Below are 15,661 nucleotides of genomic sequence, written 5' to 3'. Positions count from 1 at the left end.
TGCGTTCTTTCCTTTCTCCTATATGTGAAAACATATAGGAGAATTTATGTTTTACCGTCTGACAAAATTATTTGCCGCATCGCTTCTGATAGGCTCACTATCGTCGTCAGCTATAGCTAAAGAAGCTGACACAAGCCCCTCCACCCCGCTAAGCTGGAAGAGCTATTTTTTTACGATGACGTTCAGTGGTTTTCCGGTTAGAACGGACATGCAGAATAAAGCCTATCCTGGCGAGTCGATTTACGTCGCATCGGAAAAAGTCGGCGATACCGCATTAACCTGTATAATGAATAAATTTCGAGCCACAGTAGAGGTAAAGCCTACTGATTTCGAAGGCATAATTACGGGTTCTAAGACCTCTCGGCGCGCAAATGCTCGCGAGGTGGATTTTTACGTAAATGATAAAAAAGTGGCCGATGGAAAATGGACTTATGTTCCTAAACTGAAAGTTATCTTATCTTCCAAAAAGTCAGATTCTTTACGGCTTTATAATGCAGCCGTACGGGGGGATAATGTCGCTCTGAAGGTCAGCGGCATATCTAAAGTCGAGCTAAGCCTTCCAGAGCCAAATGAGGAGTTCGTAAACTTTGGAGGAGATTGCGGAATAGGACCTCATGCGAAGTAGTAATAATGCTAAGTCCAAACCGGAGCCGTCAGCTACAATATTATGGTTAACATTGCTTTAACGCCTTTTCGAATTTCATAAAATTTCATACTTGCCAAATCACTTTTCGTGCGTAGGTATAAGTTATCAATTGCCGCTCCATGGTGGAGCCGCGTTTATGAAAGGAGGTGTGATTTGTTTATCTATTTTGAGGGGTCTGCCCGAAGCTGTTAGATCAGCCCTTTCGTAAAAGCGAAATCTGGGTAATTAAGCTATCTATTAATGAAACCGGCATGACGTCCGGTGAGACCCAAACTTCAAAAGGAACCCTTTCCATACTGTGGAAAGGGTTTTCTTCTATTTACCCCACAAGGCCGTAACCAATGAGCCCGACAGTAAATCCAAGCAACCCTCCATAAGCTGGGAAAAGCCCGCAATCTTCATCATGGCTTTCAGGAATGATATCTTCGAACACGAGATAGAGAATTCCACCCGCACAAAAAGTCGTTATCATACCGAGCGAAAGGTCATTAGATTCATAGACAAAGAGCCCCATCATCGCGGCGGCCATGCCGACAAACGGAGCAATAGTCATTAGAGGAACAGCGAGACGGCCAGTCTTTCTCCCTCCCATTTGCATTTCACGAAACGCATTAAATCCTTCCGGTAAGTTTTGCGCCGCAATAATTACCGCTAGGAATACCGCTTGCCCGAACTCCATTGAAATGACCGCGCCAAGCACGATCGCCTCCGGAACAAAATCCAACATCAACGCCAGTAACTGACCGATCGGTGTTTTTCGTTTTTTCAACCACCAAGAGAGCGCCATAAAAACGAGCCCTCCGATTAGAAAAGTCCCGGCGGCCAACCAAAGCGGCTGAGAGTCTACTCCGTGGGGGACTAGCACCAACCCGATCGCCCCGATTAAGGCCCCGCCGCCAAAAGCTATGATGCCGTGACGCAGGGGCGCTCCGATAAATTCGATTCGCTCTTTATTGAACCAGCCAATTATGGCGCCCAGTGTTGCAGCTAAACCGGAGAGACCGGAGAGTAAAATTGCACTGAGTATAAAATCTGTTTCCATTTTGACCCTCATACGTCAGTCATTTATTCTTACCTGACTTTCTTAGTCAGTCAGACCTTACAGACTATTCGAATCAAGGATATTCACAATATGGCTATTGCCCGTACCGTTGACCGTCGATTGTTCTTTGTTCTGGATCGAGTGCACACGCGCCTGTCGCAACAAGCTGATGCCATCTTATCGAAAGGCTCGGCCCTTGGCCGCTCCCAAGCGCTTGTCCTGGTTTTTCTCGGATATAACGATAATTGCCGGATGAGCGATCTAGCCGAAGGCACAGGGCGGAACAATGCGGCTATCTCTGGTCTTGTCGAACGAATGGAGGAAGCCGGCTTGGTGGAACGTCAACCGTCATACGGAGATCGACGCGTAAAAACAGTTGCCTTGACCGCTCAAGGGTGGGCAAAACGCGAGGACGTGATGAATGACTTTCGGGATTTCAACACACAATTGACGAAAGGCCTGAACGACACTGAAATAGAAGCTGTTTTTAAATTTTTACGCCTCGCTCCCACCCAATTTAAACAGAGCTAAATTAAGTTGACCCTTTTTAACTCATTACAGGCTTAACAAGCCCTTACTCACGCCACAATCTGCTGCTTAAACGCTATATTGACAGTTGGAGGGAACCGGATGACTCATTCAGTCGTTTCTTTTCTGAACAAACGTTAATTCAGAGAGAGGAGCCATAAAGTGACATTTTCATCTCATAGCCTGTTTGCAAAAGTTGGGTTGGCCTCTCTTTTCTCTCTAGGTATTGTCTCTATTGGTAGCACGTTAGCAAGCGGAGCCAAGGCCCAACAAGGTCCGGCATCGGCAAATATGGACGAAGCTCAAGTTGAGTCTAAAGTTTTTGCTCTTCCCAAAGAAGCCCCCGAGGCTGTCTTAGCCGCGACTGCCATTCCTCCCGCTCGGAATCTCTCCACCCAGGACAGTGATCGGACTCTGACCAATAATTGCGTCGAAGGCGGTTATGAAAAAGAAGAATGCCTCTGTGCAACACAAATTTTAAAATATGAACTCCCTTTACGCGAATATGATGCGGCAGCGCTCATTTTCGCGCTTGAGTCGGACCCTGATTCAACTGATGAAAGCTTAAACCGCGAAGAGGCCAGAGCCGAACTTTACAAAAAGGGTTTTTCGGAAACAGAGTTGGCGGACTTAGATCGTATGAACCGCTCGCTGATGGACGCCTCGGATTTTGCGCGGCGGTGTCACGAGGCTTCAGCATACTTCTCCCCTCCGGCTGAAGGATAGCCTAGCTGTTTCTCCTTCCTTTGGCGGCAAGAACACATTTCTCAAAAATATTGTGCCTTCGGGTGGATAGACCTTAGACCCTTGACAGGCTAAGCCCTGTTTATGGCAAAGAAAAAATCCAAAAAACCTTCGAACCAAATTGTGCAAGTCGACATCGTCTCTGACGTGGTCTGTCCTTGGTGTTGGCTTGGCTACCGTCTGTTTGACAAAGCCCGGAAACAATATAACCGCCCCGTCCAATTAAGCTGGCGGCCCTATATGCTTGATCCGACCGTGCCCGCAGAAGGTATGGACTATAAGGCTTATATGAAGAACAAGTTCGGGGACGGCCCGAACGATAAATTCTCAGCTATGCGGGACATGCTTTTAGAAAAAGGCCCTGACGTTGGAATTGATTTTAGGTTCAAAGATGTTTCCCGCCGCCCGAACACCCTCAACGCCCACAGACTGATTAAATGGGCCCAAAACAATGAAGACGCCGGGACAGAAACGGCTGAAAAATTATTTAAGGCCTTTTTCACGGAAGGTGAAGATATTGGCGACACCTCCGTTCTAACCCGAATCGCCGGAGAAGTCGGGCTTGATACCGAATTGACCCAATCCTTACTTGAAGGTGATCAAGATTCCAAAGCCGTGCAAGAAGAAATCATGTTTTTTCGCGGGCTCGGCATTTCTGGGGTGCCAACGTTTATCTATAATGGACAATTTGCCGTACAGGGCGCACAAGATCCCGAGGCTCATCTTGACGCAATGAAAAAAGCTGCCGAATTAGGCGTCGAGGATTAAGGGGATTTTATGACACTTTTAGAAATTGTAGCGTTTTACGTGGCCCTGAATCTTATCCTGGCTCCGATATTGATATTTCGTGTGGTGCGAATCCGGTTGAATGAGAAAGTTAGTTTGGGCGACGGTGGGAACGCCTTATTGAACGCGAGGGTTAGGGCCCATGGGAATTATATAGAAACCGCGCCCTTGGCCCTCATTGGATTGATTGCCTTGGCGATGTTAAGCGCTCCGGCTTTTCTGCTCCATCTTTTCGGGGTAACTTTTTTGATTGCCCGTTTGATGCATGCACACGGCATGTCGAAAAAACATGCGATAGGCCGCGGCAGACCTATCGGATCAATTTTGACGCTTCTGACATATCTGGGAATGGCCCTTTCCTTACTCTATCTGATTTTTACATCTGATTACATTTAAGGCATACAAGGCGCCGCACTGTCATCCTTTGCACTTATCGGGTGTCACTCCCAAGAAGACCTGATAATAGACTTGGATGAAAACCCCGTCCCCCGAAACCGTTTCCGAAGCCCCCATCAGCGTAGAAGGCCTTTCTCCTACGCTGGACGCTCTCCTTTCATACGCCAAATCAGCCGGCGCGGAGCAATGCGATGCCGTTGCCACGCATGGGCGGTCCATATCCGTCGCCGTGCGCGAAAGAGAACTTGAAGACATAGACAGCAGTGAAGGCCGCGACGTCGGATTGCGCGTCATCGTAGATGGCCGTCAGGCCTGTGTATCCAGTTCCGATATGTCGGATATGTCACTTAAAATGCTCGCTGAACGCGCGGTCGCCATGGCGAAACTCGCGCCGCGCGATCCATATTGCGGGCTGGCCGGGAAAGACTTACTTTCTAATCCCAATGATTTGCCCGATCTGGAACTATTTGATCCGACCCTACGCACCCCTGAGGTACTAAAAACCCGGGCCCTGGAAGTTGAAGATGCAGCTCTGTCTGTCCAGGGCGTCACTCAGGCTGAAGGCGCGAATGCGAGCTGGGCAAGCTCAGCTATTTACTTCGCCACATCCGAAGGCTTTAGTGCCGGGTGGCAATCCTCCCGTCATGGCCTGTCCGTCAGCGCGATTGCTGGAAAGAACGGCTCAATGGAACGGGATTTCGATTATGATGGCACGCGCTGGCTCGAAGACCTTCGCTCCCCGGCAGAAATAGGGAGGGGCGCAGGCGAGCGGGTCATTGCGCGCCTCGGCAGCCGTAAAATAAAATCCGGACAGTTCCCGGTGATATTTGAAGAACGGCTCGCGGGCTCCCTCATCTCTGCTTTTCTTGGCGCTATCAATGGCAATGCTATTGCACGCGGCGTTTCCTTCCTTAAAGGGCGCATGGGGGAAAGCGTTTTCGGCGACGGAATTCAAATCATAGATGATCCGTTAATCGCCCGGGGACAAGGCTCACGGCCATGGGACGGTGAAGGTCTCTCTGTTCAAAAGCGCACCTTAATTGAAAATGGTGTCTTGCAGACTTGGCTTTTAAACCTTTCGGCGGCGCAGCAATTAGGACTGGAAACGACCGCCCACGCAACGCGCGGCATCGGGTCTCCTCCTGGTATCAGTGCAACAAATAGCTACCTTGTGCCCGGCAAAAAAACACCGGAAAATTTAATGCAGGACATGGGAGAAGGTCTTTTAGTCACTGAAATGTTCGGCCCTTCACTCAATTCCAATACAGGGGATTATTCAGTTGGTGTCGCCGGAATCAAAATTGAAAATGGCCAGCGCGCTTATCCGGTCTCAGAAATCACCATTGCCGGAAACCTGAACGATGTCTTCCGCACGATGATTCCTGCAAATGATATTAAATTTGACGGCGCCACAAATGCGCCAAGCCTCTTGGTAGAAGGACTGACGGTTGCCGGCGCATGATGATATATGTTTTCCGCTCGCTGAAGAGCGCGCCCTATTAGAGCGCGTTGTACGCGAGGCAGGGAAAATTGCAAAAGACGCATTTGAAGCCAATGAGGCTGTCGTCTGGGACAAGGTGCAAGGTCACCCGGTCACGGACGCCGATATTGCTGTAAATAATTATCTAGAGAAACATCTGAGCGATGCCCGGCCCGGATATGGGTGGCTCTCCGAAGAAACGAAAGACGATTTATCTCGTCACGCCTGTCAGCGGACATTTGTCGTCGACCCGATTGACGGCACTCGCGCCTTTATAGAACGCACGCCAAACTTCGCTGTCTCGGTCGCAATTGTCGAAAATGGAGAGCCCATTGTTGGAGTGGTTTTCAACCCTTTGAAAGACGAATTTTATTCTGCGCAAAAGGGCGGCGGCGTTACATTAAATGGAGAGCCCATCCAATGTTCTAAACGCGAAAACCTCGAAGGCGCTGAGATGGTCGGCTATCCGCGCAAGTTCCGGCGCCTAGGATTTCCGGCAATGCGCGTCAGAATATCTAATTCCATGGCCTATAGAATGGTCATGGTGGCCAGCGGCAATGCAGATTGCACTGTTGCTTTCACGCCAAAATCTGATTGGGACATAGCGGCGGCCACTTTGATTGCTTCTGAGGCTGGAGCCATCACCACGAACCTTCGCGGGGATATTCCAAAATTTGATAAGGATAGCACTTCGGGATTCGGAATTATTTGTGCTGGCCCCAAACTGCACGCTTTGTTATTAGAGAGGGTGAAACCTTTGCTTGCGAAATTTGATACAAGCAAAGATAAGCAGCGCGACTTCAAGGAAGTGGGAACGAAAATGTCTGATCGTGAAATGAAATCTATTCAGCTTTTACATATCGTCATGGGCGGTGAATTAGTTGACCCAATGCGCACTGAATTCAAGGATTTGAAAAAGGTCGATTTTGTTGGCGCTTTTGCAAGCTTTGAGGACGCCCAGAAAGCGTGGAAAGCCGCCGCTCAGAGAACGGTCGATAGCGCCCATACACGTTATTTCATTCTCCACGCTCACGACCTGCTTGACCCAGATGGTGACGGAATCATTGGGTAAGCGCATTAGCGCTATATGACCTCTACGCCCGAACAATTGACGGATAGGCAGCGTCTGTCCCGTTTTTGGCGGGACTATATTTGGCCGCAAAAGGGGAAGCTCTTTGCGGCCATGTTTTTTATGGCGCTTCTGGCCGCCGCGACTGCGGCCTATACTTGGGTCATTAGCCTGATTATTGATCAAGCTGGCCAAATGGACGAGAGTCCAGATGCTTATGAGGCGGCAAAGCGTTACGCCCTTATAATTTTACCTGTTCTTATTATTGTGCCTTTTGTTTCGGGTCTCGCCAATTATCTCCAGCGTATTCTAACCAACGCGATCGCGCTCAACGCGGTTGGCAAAATGCAGAAGCAAATGTTCGCCAGCGCCCATAGCGCAGATTACGCCGCCTTTTCCCGAGAACCAACCGGGAATTTGATCTCAAAATTTACGAATGATGTGACCGTGGTGTCCAATGCGACAATTCGGGGATTAGGTAATGTCATTAAAGACGTGTTGACCGTTGCCTTCACCATCGGCGCCATGCTCTGGCATAATTGGCAACTCTCTTTGGTGATGACGGTATTCCTCCTGGCCTTCTGGCCCATTATAGCCATTTCAAAAAAGATGCGGGGCAATGCCCGCGACGTACAAGAACATGTCGGACTAATTACCTCAGAGCTAAAAGAAAGCTTTGGCGGGGCGCGTATGGTCAAAGCTTATGGACTGGAAGCCTCCGAGGCGGAGCGGCTTGGCCGGTCATTTGATGAACGGATCCGATTATTTCTTCGGCTCGTGACGCAACAGGCTCGCGTTGATCCAATTCTAGAAGTTTTGGGCGGCATGGCCATTGCGGGCGTCGTTGTTTTCGGCATGTATCAAGTCAATGCAGAGCTCGCCACAGCCGGCTCTATTGGCGCGGTGCTCACAGGCCTTGTTATTCTCTCCCCTCGCCTTCGCGCGCTCGGAACGTTAAATAATGTCCTCCAAGAAGGCCTGTCTTCCGTCTCCCGTATTTACGGTGTGATTGATACACGCCCGACAATTATGGAAGCTCCTCACGCCAAAACCCTCCAAAAGTCAGACGGGCACGTAAAACTAAATGCTGTAAGCTTTGCTTATGAGGACGGCACGCAGGCCCTCCGCGATGTCTCCATTGAAGCCAAGCCCGGGCAAACGGTCGCGCTCGTGGGTGCGTCCGGCGGTGGTAAATCTACGATTATCAACCTAATTCCCCGCCTTTATGAAGCGAGCAAAGGATCCGTTGAAATTGATGGTCATGACATTCGAGAAGTCACGCTTGCCTCACTCCGCCGCAATATGGCGCTGGTCAGCCAGAATGTAACTCTTTTTGATGATACTGTCGCGGCCAATATTGGTTTGGGAGATCAAGAGGCGAATCTTGAGGCAATCATAAACGCCGCAAAACACGCCGACGCGCATGATTTTATTTCAACTCTTCCCGACGGTTATGACACCCGACTGGGCGAGGACGGTTTAAGCCTGTCCGGCGGACAGAGACAACGCCTCTCAATTGCGCGCGCCATATTACGAGACGCGCCAATTTTTTTGTTAGACGAGGCGACCTCAGCTCTGGACGCGGAATCCGAAGCCAAGGTTCAGGCTGCCTTGGAACGGCTCGAAGTCGGACGCACAACGATTGTGATCGCGCACCGCCTGTCGACTGTTCAAAAGGCCGACCTTATCTACGTTCTGGAGAATGGACGCATTCTAGAAAGCGGGACGCACAAAACGCTGAGCACAAAAAAAGACGGGACTTACGCCCGCCTTCTCGCCTTGCAGTTAAGAGCCTAATTAAGACTTCACGCTCTATACCTTTTTGAATTTCAACGTCATGCGGTTGGATTCGCCGACTGCTTCCATCTCGGAGCGAAGCTCTGGATTCTCGGCCGATGTGCCAAGTGTCGGAGGGAGGCGCCAGACGCCGTCTTCTGCTGTAGGGACGTCATCAGCGTTTTCATTGATGCTGCTTTCATCGACCAATTCAAAGCCACCGGCTTCCATCTTCGCTATAATATCTGACTTCTTAAGATATCCATTGCTCCCATCTGCCCAGTCGTCTGGCATATCCTCACGGGCTTGGTGCTGAACAACGCCCAGAATGCCGCCGGGTTTAAGCAAGGCATGAGCGTCAGTAATCGCTTGAGTGAGATAATCGCCTTCATCCTCGAAACGGGCGAGATTATGAAGCGCGCGAATAAAAAGAACCGTATCGACAGTGCCGTCGAGCGCGGTATTTCTATTCCCAAAAGCAAATGCCTCGACAGTTGCCCCTTCGTCCCCGCGCCAGCCATTTGCCGTTTCCGTCCAGGTCGTAGGCCAGGTTTTCTTGTTCTCTAGAAAGGCCTCATCGGCAAACCCGCCAAACTCTGGCCACATGGCTAGAGAATAATCTACGCCGATGACCTTCCCGCCCTCGCCAAGATAAGGGAGGAGGATTTTGGTATACCACCCTCCGCCAGGCAGAATTTCTGCTACCATCATCCCTGGCTCAACCCCGAAAAACTGGAGCGTCTCTTTGGGGTGGCGGTAAGTATAGCGCGCCTTAGCCGCGTCGTCTTGAGCTGCCAAAACCGTGTCCAGCTTCTCTGCAGGATTGGCCCTTTGCCTATCCGTAGCTGCAATTTCTGTTTCAGACATTTCCGCCTGAATGGCTTCTGTCTGAGGCGTTTCCATTGGCGTTCCGTCCGCCGTATTCTCGCCGCAAGCACTTAAAAGCGCCGCTGCGACCCCCGTCATTAAGAATGAACATTTACGCATTTGAGACTCCCCTAAGTGAAATAATGAATTGTCCTCAGATCAAATATTAGGCTTCTTCCGGCCAACTATCTTTCCCTGGTTGATGGAATTCGCCATATTTGCGGTATTTCATCAAATAGGAAGGGATAATTGCCTCAACTGTTTCCGGCGTAATACCCAGCTCGTCAAACCCTTGCGCGCTCTCTGATACGATATTGTCATTCTTTAAATTTTTGACTTGGTCGCGCGTCAGGAACGGCTCCAGAAAGGGCAGCGCCCCGGCCATTTCGCCGCCAAAGCCCATCATATTGGCTGCAAACCAAGGGACCGGCACAAGCAACCGTTTCTTCGCAATCACATCGAGCATTAATTCTAGCAGCTCTTTAAAGGAATAGACACGTGGTCCGCCTAGCTCATAGGTCTGCGCGCTTGCGCCGACTTCAACCCGGCGGGCGATAGCGTCAGCGACATCCGCCACATAGGCGGGCTGGAATTTTGTTTTCCCGCCGCCAATCAGGGGGAGGATGGGCGAAAGCTGGGCCATGGACGCGAACCGGTTGAAAAACCCGTCCTCATTACCGAACATAATAGAGGGACGCAGAATATCAGCGGACGGCACGTATTCGCGCACGATGTTTTCGCCCTCGCCTTTTGTACGGGCGTAATCGCTTTTGCTGTCTTTATCGGCGCCAATAGCTGACACATGGACGAAATTAGTAATGCCTTCTGCTGCAACCGCCTTGGCCAGAGTCTCTGCGCCGCGGACATGAACAGATTCGAAACTTTGTTGTCCAGCTTCATGCAAGATAGCAACCAAATTAACAACTGCGTCAGACCCTTCGACAGCGCGCTGAACCGACTTTTCATATCGTAGATTTGCCTGCATAAGCTGCACTTGGCCCACATTGCCAATAACCCGTAGATCCATACCAGTATGCGGACGGCGCATAGGCACGCGAACGCGGTAGCCTTTGGCCACCAGAGCGCGTACCACATGTTTACCGAGAAAGCCTGAGCCGCCGAAAACTGTTACCAAACCGTTTTTCATGTCTCACCTGAACATCACTATTAAATTCGCCGGAGGAATAGTCTGTCTTGCCGTCTATGTCTATAAATTTGCTCTGATTTCAGCGAGCAAGCCTTCACTGGCCAGTTCAATCAGATCCAATACATCGTCAAACCCTCTGGCGCCGCCATAATACGGGTCAGGGACATTACGGTCTATCACACCGTCAGCAAATTCCAAAAACAACCTCGGAGGAGTCCGGGCCTCTGGGGGTTTGACACGGCGCAGGTGGGACAAGTTGTAACTGTCCATCGCCAGGAGGTAGTCAAAACGGTTAAAGTCTTCGGCTTTCACTTGGCGCGACCTTTGCCCCTCAAAACTATAGCCTCGCCCCCCTGCCCGCTTTGATACTGCGCGGGTCCGGCCCCTCGCCGTCATGCGCGCCGGAAGTCCCGGCGCTTTCAATTTCGATGTTTAGACCCGCCTCGCGGACTTTTTGACGAAACACGGCTTCTGCCGTAGGAGAGCGGCATATATTCCCGAGACAAATGAATAAGACAGAGGGCATGGAGAGCTTATGTCAAAGCCAAACCACATTGTCATCCTCACGGGCGCAGGAATCAGCGCAGAAAGCGGGATCGACACATTCAGAGCGGAAGGCGGGCTCTGGGAACAATACCCAGTAGAACAAGTCGCCACCCCAGAAGGCTTTGCCGCTGATCCGGCGCTCGTACATCAATTTTATAATATGCGGCGGGCCGCCCTGAAAAGCGTATCTCCCAATGCCGCCCATTTCGCCTTGGCGGAGTTGGAAAAAGGATTAGAATCCCGAGGCGGTTCACTCACAACCATCACGCAAAATGTCGATAATCTCCACGAACAAGGCGGAGCTAAAAACGTCATTCATATGCACGGTGTTTTGACCTCTCTTCTCTGCCAGTATTGCGGCCATAGATGGGAATCGCATGAAGACACCTCGCCGGAGGATAGCTGCATCGCCTGTCAACGAATAGCCGGCCCCCGCCCCGACATAGTCTGGTTTGGCGAAATGCCCTATGAACTGGACCGCATAGATTACGTCATGAGCCAAGCTGACCTCTTCGTTTCCATCGGCACAAGCGGCGCCGTTTACCCAGCCGCCGGGCTGGTAAGCGAAGCGCGCCGTAGAAGCATTAAGACGCTCGAATTAAATCTTGAAGAAAGTCAGGGCACAAGTTTGTTCGACGAGAGCCGGCTTGGAAAAGCAGGAGAGATAGTGCCGAAGTGGGTCGCAGAGGTTTTATCACAGTAAGCAAAAAAAATGCCCGGCACGGGGGCCGAGCTTGAAGTTGGTAGCATCGGGGAAAAAAGATGCGTGAGACCTAACTATCTCTCAGCCCCTGATTAGCCAAATCATTGGCGCGTTTAATGACTGAGATAACAGGTCATGATGCGTTATTAGAGACAAATTTCTACATTTGTTGAGTTTTTGTGCTTGAGGAAAACAAAACGTCAAAACTCAGCAAAATTAAAATTTTTGTCGTAATGTGAATAACGACGGGGGCAAACCAGGTCTAGCTTGTACCTGTGTCACTTTGCTCGACATAACGACAATCTTCACGCCGCATCCTTGTGCGGGCCCTTCAAATTTCACTGAAGCTTATTAAAATGACTCTCTCCGTTTCGTTTTTTACTCTCATAAGGGGGCGTCGTTAATTTTTATGGGAGCTTCTCATGTTTGTGTGCCTCGTTATTTTCTCAGGTTTGATTTACAACTAGCCGCCCCTGGCCTCTAAGCGTTTAGACATCAATTTTTGTTTTCCGCGCCTTTAGTTTGACAGGGTGTAGAATAATTCGATCTGAAAGACGCTCATGGTTCATATCTATATTGACGCTGACGCCTGCCCCGTGCGGGAAGAGACCTATAAAGTTGCACGCCGTCACAAGACGCCCGTGACCGTTGTCAGCAATTCTTTTCTGCGTGTTCCTCGCGAACCTCTCATCCAATTCGTTTGTGTGTCTGACGCTTTTGATGCGGCGGATGATTATATTGCGGAACGCGCGGACCCCGGAGTCTTAATTGTCACATCCGACATTCTGTTAGCCGAGCGGTGCCTTAAGTCAGGAGCTTCTGTGCTTGCGCCGACAGGAAAAGCTTTCACAATGGATACGATTGGAGGCCAGCTCGCAACGCGGGCTATCATGGCGGATCTACGCGCCGGGGCAGATATGCCCACAATCGGAGGGCCCCCGCCTTTCAAGGATAGAGATAGGTCCCGTTTTCTCGAGGCACTTCACCTCTGGCTTACCAAGGCCGTTTAGGGCTTGTTTCTAAGACCAAATAACGGGCTGGAATTGACTTCAAAGCGCGCCTGCCTATTGTGCGCGCGATTTAAAACCCATTATTGGATGATGATATGACCGCAACTGATCTCGAAACTGCCATCGAAGCTGCATGGGATGAAAAAGCGACCCTGTCCCCGGAGACCAAAGGCGAACGCCGCGACGCAATTGAAACGGCTATTATGGGTCTTGATTCCGGAAAATTCCGGGTTGCTTCCCCAGGCGATAATGGCGAGTGGGTGGTGCATCAATGGCTAAAGAAAGCTGTCCTTCTTGGATTTAGATTAGAAGCGAATGTCGTAATGGGCGGCGGCCCGGCAAGCGGCGCTTGGTTTGATAAAGTGCCGTCTAAATTTTCCGGTTGGACAGAAGCTGATTTTAAAAAAGCAGGCTTTCGCGCCGTGCCTCCCTGCGCGGTCCGCCGCGGCGCGTACATCGCCCCGGGCGCAGTTTTAATGCCGTCTTATGTCAATCTCGGCGCCCATGTCGGTGAAGGCACGATGGTAGATACTTGGGCCAGTGTTGGGTCCTGCGCTCAGGTCGGCAAAGATTGCCACATAAGCGCCGGGACGGGTATCGGCGGCGTTTTGGAACCCCTCCAAGCCAATCCGACGATCATAGAAGATAATTGTTTTATTGGCGCCCGTTCGGAAGTGGTGGAAGGCGTCATTATCCGCGAAGGGTCTGTCTTGGCCATGGGCGTGTTTATTTCGCAATCGACAAAAATATATAACCGCAACACCGGCGAAGTTACTTACGGAGAAGTTCCGGCCTATTCTGTCGTGGTTCCAGGCACCTTGCCGTCCAAGGATGGCAGCCACAGTTTGGACTGCGCCGTTATCGTGAAAACCGTTGATGCAAAAACGCGGTCAAAAACCGGCGTGAATGACCTCCTTCGCGATTAGGTCTTATTTAAAGCGCTAGATCGAAACACAGAAAAGGCCCCTCTAGGGCCTTAACTTCTTATATTTAGACATTGCCTTTAAGTCTTTAGCGGTAAAGCTTAAAATTCAGTTTTAACGCCGGCTCCGGCGACCGTATATAAGGGTTCCACATAACGCCCGTCAGGCATAGTGGCGGATCTATAATTATTGTATTTTTTATATTCAATATCTTGGGCTTCTAGCTCTGACCGATCCGGCATTCCGAAATAAGCCCGACTATCCGGCGCAATCTCATATTTGAACACCGGCTTATCCTGTTCAAAGATCCGTTCGTCTTGAGTTTTCACAATTGAAGGCTCTTTAAGCGTTTCAATCGGCTCAATGTTGATATTCCGTTGAGAGCGTTGAAAATCAATTGTTTCCAGCGCGTCTGTATTTTCATTTGTCAGAAAAGTCGAAGAACTGTCGGTTTTTACAAATTTCCAAACGCGCTTCTGACCGTCGTCAACGATCAATTTGTTTTCGCCGTCCGCATGAGCTGCCATTCCCGCTGAAAAAGCGATAAAAGAAGCCAATATGCCAGTCATAATTTGCGTTTTCATACCTATTTTACGCTGACCCTTACAAAACGTTCCGCTTAAGGCTGTGGAACTACATTTTTGTTCACTCGTTGCTTTACTATCGAAATAAGGACTTTTTATGACCAATCAGAGCAAGACCCCCAAAAACCCGACCAAGAGTGAACTGAAGTCGGAAAAAGAGCTTAAAGGTAAGCTCAAAGACGCCGAGTTTCCTGAAATAAAGCATCAGGCCGATGCAGCTTTGGGGGAAGAAGAGGAGGAATAAGCCCGTTTTTAGAGCCTTATTGAGGCCTTCTTGTCTTCGCTGCTGAATTCAGGTGAATCTTTAGATGAGTTTATTCTTTCCCTAAGGGAACCTTTTGCCTGATCGAGAGTTAGGCAGACATATTAACACAACGCGCTATAATCCCTCCCCTTGATATTAGCGCTTTCGGCCCGGTGACTGCTCCCCTTCTCAGTCCCCGGGCCTTTTCGTTTTAGGACAATTTTTATGACTATTGAGCTCTTAGCAAAAGGCATTGGATACGCGTTTTTTGCTGCAATTCTTTCAGCTTGCGGGAATTCCGGCCAAAATGACGTAGGTGAAATCAACAATGATATCACAGGCAATGAAATCAAAATCGATTCTTTTGAAGACGAAAAAGTCTCCGGTATCACCTGTCACATCGCTCATTTTGACCGTAGCGTAATTGATAGGCTCAGAAAAGGCTCATGGTTCGAAAACCCATCTAATGGGTCTATCAACTGCGAACAAACGGGCCCCATATTAATTGGGGATATCAAACGCGGTAAAAGCGGAGAAAGCTTATTAAAGCAGAAGCAAGCGCTCTGGTTCAAAACGCTCAGCGTAAGGCGTGTCTACGACCGAGAGGCTGACACTCTCATCTATTTGATATATTCAAAAGAAGTGGTCGACGGCTCGGCGAAAATGAGTATCAGCACGGTTCCCCTCTATGGCCGCGACGTGACCTGGAAGGAGTAAAACCTGGACGCATCAATTCGCTAAGCCGCTCCAAAGTCCCTCATCACACTTGGGAATTCAGAATACAAAAAACCCGCCCCAGAGGACGGGTTTTATTTTATTTCGTTACCCCAAACAAAAGGGTAAAATTAAGATGCCAGAGGAAGCTCAAAATTCTGATTATGGGCGACTTTCGCCTCTCGCGCCGCGTAGCCACGCTCTTTCAAAGACTGCTCTGCCTGGGCCTCTTTGCGCCAATCAAATATTGTGGCCAGCGCACTGCCGGACGGACAATACCAACGTTTCACAGACGGATCCCATCGCGCGCCGAGCTTTTTCGCCAACTCACGGTCCTTGTAGCTTACATTCAAATATTTCTTGGTCATAACACCACCTCGCGTTCTGTAATGAGAACATATCAAGAACAAACCCCTAAAGCAAGGAATTTATTCACAGGCTATAAGTAGGTATGAT

At 49.8% G+C, this 15,661-nt stretch carries 18 protein-coding genes and 1 pseudogene; 13 read left to right on the top strand and 6 right to left on the bottom strand.

Features of this window, described 5'->3' with window-relative positions; translation table 11 throughout:
• The first annotated feature begins 46 nt into the window (after window positions 1-46).
• Window positions 47-625 (top strand): hypothetical protein, encoded by a 579-nt coding sequence (locus tag ACNA05_RS04495; protein ID WP_415810204.1) that lies wholly within the window; start codon window positions 47-49, stop codon window positions 623-625.
• Between the two features lie 340 nt (window positions 626-965).
• Here ACNA05_RS04495 and ACNA05_RS04490 read toward each other — a convergent pair whose 3' ends face one another.
• Complete coding sequence (locus tag ACNA05_RS04490; RefSeq protein WP_415810203.1) at window positions 966-1,688, bottom strand: ZIP family metal transporter; 723 nt, start codon at window positions 1,686-1,688, stop codon at window positions 966-968.
• Between the two features lie 90 nt (window positions 1,689-1,778).
• On the opposite strand from ACNA05_RS04490, the gene ACNA05_RS04485 reads away from it, so the two are divergent.
• The 7 genes from ACNA05_RS04485 (at window position 1,779) to ACNA05_RS04455 (ending at window position 8,488) form a co-directional block, all read left to right on the top strand.
• Window positions 1,779-2,219, top strand: coding sequence for a MarR family winged helix-turn-helix transcriptional regulator (locus ACNA05_RS04485; protein WP_415810202.1), 441 nt, complete (start codon window positions 1,779-1,781; stop codon window positions 2,217-2,219).
• 159 nt (window positions 2,220-2,378) lie between these two features.
• The gene (locus ACNA05_RS04480) at window positions 2,379-2,942 is read left to right on the top strand and encodes a hypothetical protein (protein ID WP_415810201.1); all 564 of its coding nucleotides are present in this window, start codon (window positions 2,379-2,381) and stop codon (window positions 2,940-2,942) included.
• A gap of 102 nt (window positions 2,943-3,044) precedes the next feature.
• On the top strand, window positions 3,045-3,728 hold the full coding sequence (locus tag ACNA05_RS04475; protein ID WP_415810200.1) for a DsbA family oxidoreductase: 684 nt from the start codon (window positions 3,045-3,047) through the stop codon (window positions 3,726-3,728).
• A 9-nt stretch (window positions 3,729-3,737) separates the two neighbouring features.
• Window positions 3,738-4,142, top strand: coding sequence for an MAPEG family protein (locus ACNA05_RS04470; RefSeq protein WP_415810199.1), 405 nt, complete (start codon window positions 3,738-3,740; stop codon window positions 4,140-4,142).
• Between the two features lie 76 nt (window positions 4,143-4,218).
• Complete coding sequence (locus ACNA05_RS04465; protein WP_415810198.1) at window positions 4,219-5,604, top strand: TldD/PmbA family protein; 1,386 nt, start codon at window positions 4,219-4,221, stop codon at window positions 5,602-5,604.
• Complete coding sequence (locus ACNA05_RS04460) at window positions 5,591-6,694, top strand: inositol monophosphatase family protein (RefSeq protein WP_415810196.1); 1,104 nt, start codon at window positions 5,591-5,593, stop codon at window positions 6,692-6,694. Before ACNA05_RS04465 ends, ACNA05_RS04460 begins: the two co-directional genes overlap by 14 nt.
• Window positions 6,695-6,709: 15 nt before the next feature.
• Window positions 6,710-8,488: an ABC transporter ATP-binding protein gene (locus tag ACNA05_RS04455; RefSeq protein WP_415810195.1), complete on the top strand. Its 1,779-nt coding sequence runs from the start codon at window positions 6,710-6,712 to the stop codon at window positions 8,486-8,488.
• 15 nt (window positions 8,489-8,503) lie between these two features.
• Here the strand turns inward: ACNA05_RS04455 and ACNA05_RS04450 are convergent, their stop codons facing one another.
• The 3 genes and pseudogenes from ACNA05_RS04450 to ACNA05_RS04440 form a co-directional block, all read right to left on the bottom strand.
• The gene (locus tag ACNA05_RS04450; protein WP_415810194.1) at window positions 8,504-9,454 is read right to left on the bottom strand and encodes a class I SAM-dependent methyltransferase; all 951 of its coding nucleotides are present in this window, start codon (window positions 9,452-9,454) and stop codon (window positions 8,504-8,506) included.
• Between the two features lie 46 nt (window positions 9,455-9,500).
• Window positions 9,501-10,481, bottom strand: a complete 981-nt coding sequence (locus ACNA05_RS04445; protein ID WP_415810193.1) for a complex I NDUFA9 subunit family protein — start codon at window positions 10,479-10,481, stop codon at window positions 9,501-9,503.
• Window positions 10,482-10,541: 60 nt separating this feature from the next.
• Window positions 10,542-11,007, bottom strand: a pseudogene (locus ACNA05_RS04440) (low molecular weight protein-tyrosine-phosphatase).
• A 9-nt stretch (window positions 11,008-11,016) separates the two neighbouring features.
• On the opposite strand from ACNA05_RS04440, the gene ACNA05_RS04435 reads away from it, so the two are divergent.
• The 3 genes from ACNA05_RS04435 (at window position 11,017) to dapD (ending at window position 13,666) form a co-directional block, all read left to right on the top strand.
• On the top strand, window positions 11,017-11,730 hold the full coding sequence (locus ACNA05_RS04435) for an NAD-dependent deacylase (RefSeq protein WP_415810192.1): 714 nt from the start codon (window positions 11,017-11,019) through the stop codon (window positions 11,728-11,730).
• 560 nt (window positions 11,731-12,290) lie between these two features.
• Window positions 12,291-12,740, top strand: coding sequence for a YaiI/YqxD family protein (locus ACNA05_RS04430; protein WP_415810191.1), 450 nt, complete (start codon window positions 12,291-12,293; stop codon window positions 12,738-12,740).
• A 95-nt stretch (window positions 12,741-12,835) separates the two neighbouring features.
• The gene (dapD, locus tag ACNA05_RS04425) at window positions 12,836-13,666 is read left to right on the top strand and encodes a 2,3,4,5-tetrahydropyridine-2,6-dicarboxylate N-succinyltransferase (protein WP_415810190.1); all 831 of its coding nucleotides are present in this window, start codon (window positions 12,836-12,838) and stop codon (window positions 13,664-13,666) included.
• Window positions 13,667-13,764: 98 nt separating this feature from the next.
• On the opposite strand, the gene ACNA05_RS04420 is transcribed toward dapD, so the two are convergent.
• On the bottom strand, window positions 13,765-14,247 hold the full coding sequence (locus ACNA05_RS04420; RefSeq protein ID WP_415810189.1) for a hypothetical protein: 483 nt from the start codon (window positions 14,245-14,247) through the stop codon (window positions 13,765-13,767).
• 97 nt (window positions 14,248-14,344) lie between these two features.
• Between ACNA05_RS04420 and ACNA05_RS04415 the strand changes: the two genes are divergently transcribed.
• Complete coding sequence (locus ACNA05_RS04415) at window positions 14,345-14,491, top strand: hypothetical protein (RefSeq protein WP_415810188.1); 147 nt, start codon at window positions 14,345-14,347, stop codon at window positions 14,489-14,491.
• Window positions 14,492-14,716: 225 nt separating this feature from the next.
• Window positions 14,717-15,208: a CreA family protein gene (locus tag ACNA05_RS04410; RefSeq protein WP_415810187.1), complete on the top strand. Its 492-nt coding sequence runs from the start codon at window positions 14,717-14,719 to the stop codon at window positions 15,206-15,208.
• Between the two features lie 128 nt (window positions 15,209-15,336).
• Here the strand turns inward: ACNA05_RS04410 and ACNA05_RS04405 are convergent, their stop codons facing one another.
• Window positions 15,337-15,573 (bottom strand): DUF5710 domain-containing protein, encoded by a 237-nt coding sequence (locus tag ACNA05_RS04405; RefSeq protein WP_415810186.1) that lies wholly within the window; start codon window positions 15,571-15,573, stop codon window positions 15,337-15,339.
• Window positions 15,574-15,661: the final 88 nt, after the last annotated feature.

This window comes from Litorimonas haliclonae (assembly GCF_965138505.1).
GTDB lineage: Bacteria > Pseudomonadota > Alphaproteobacteria > Caulobacterales > Maricaulaceae > Litorimonas > Litorimonas haliclonae.
This window is presented reverse-complemented; position numbering and strand designations above follow the sequence as displayed.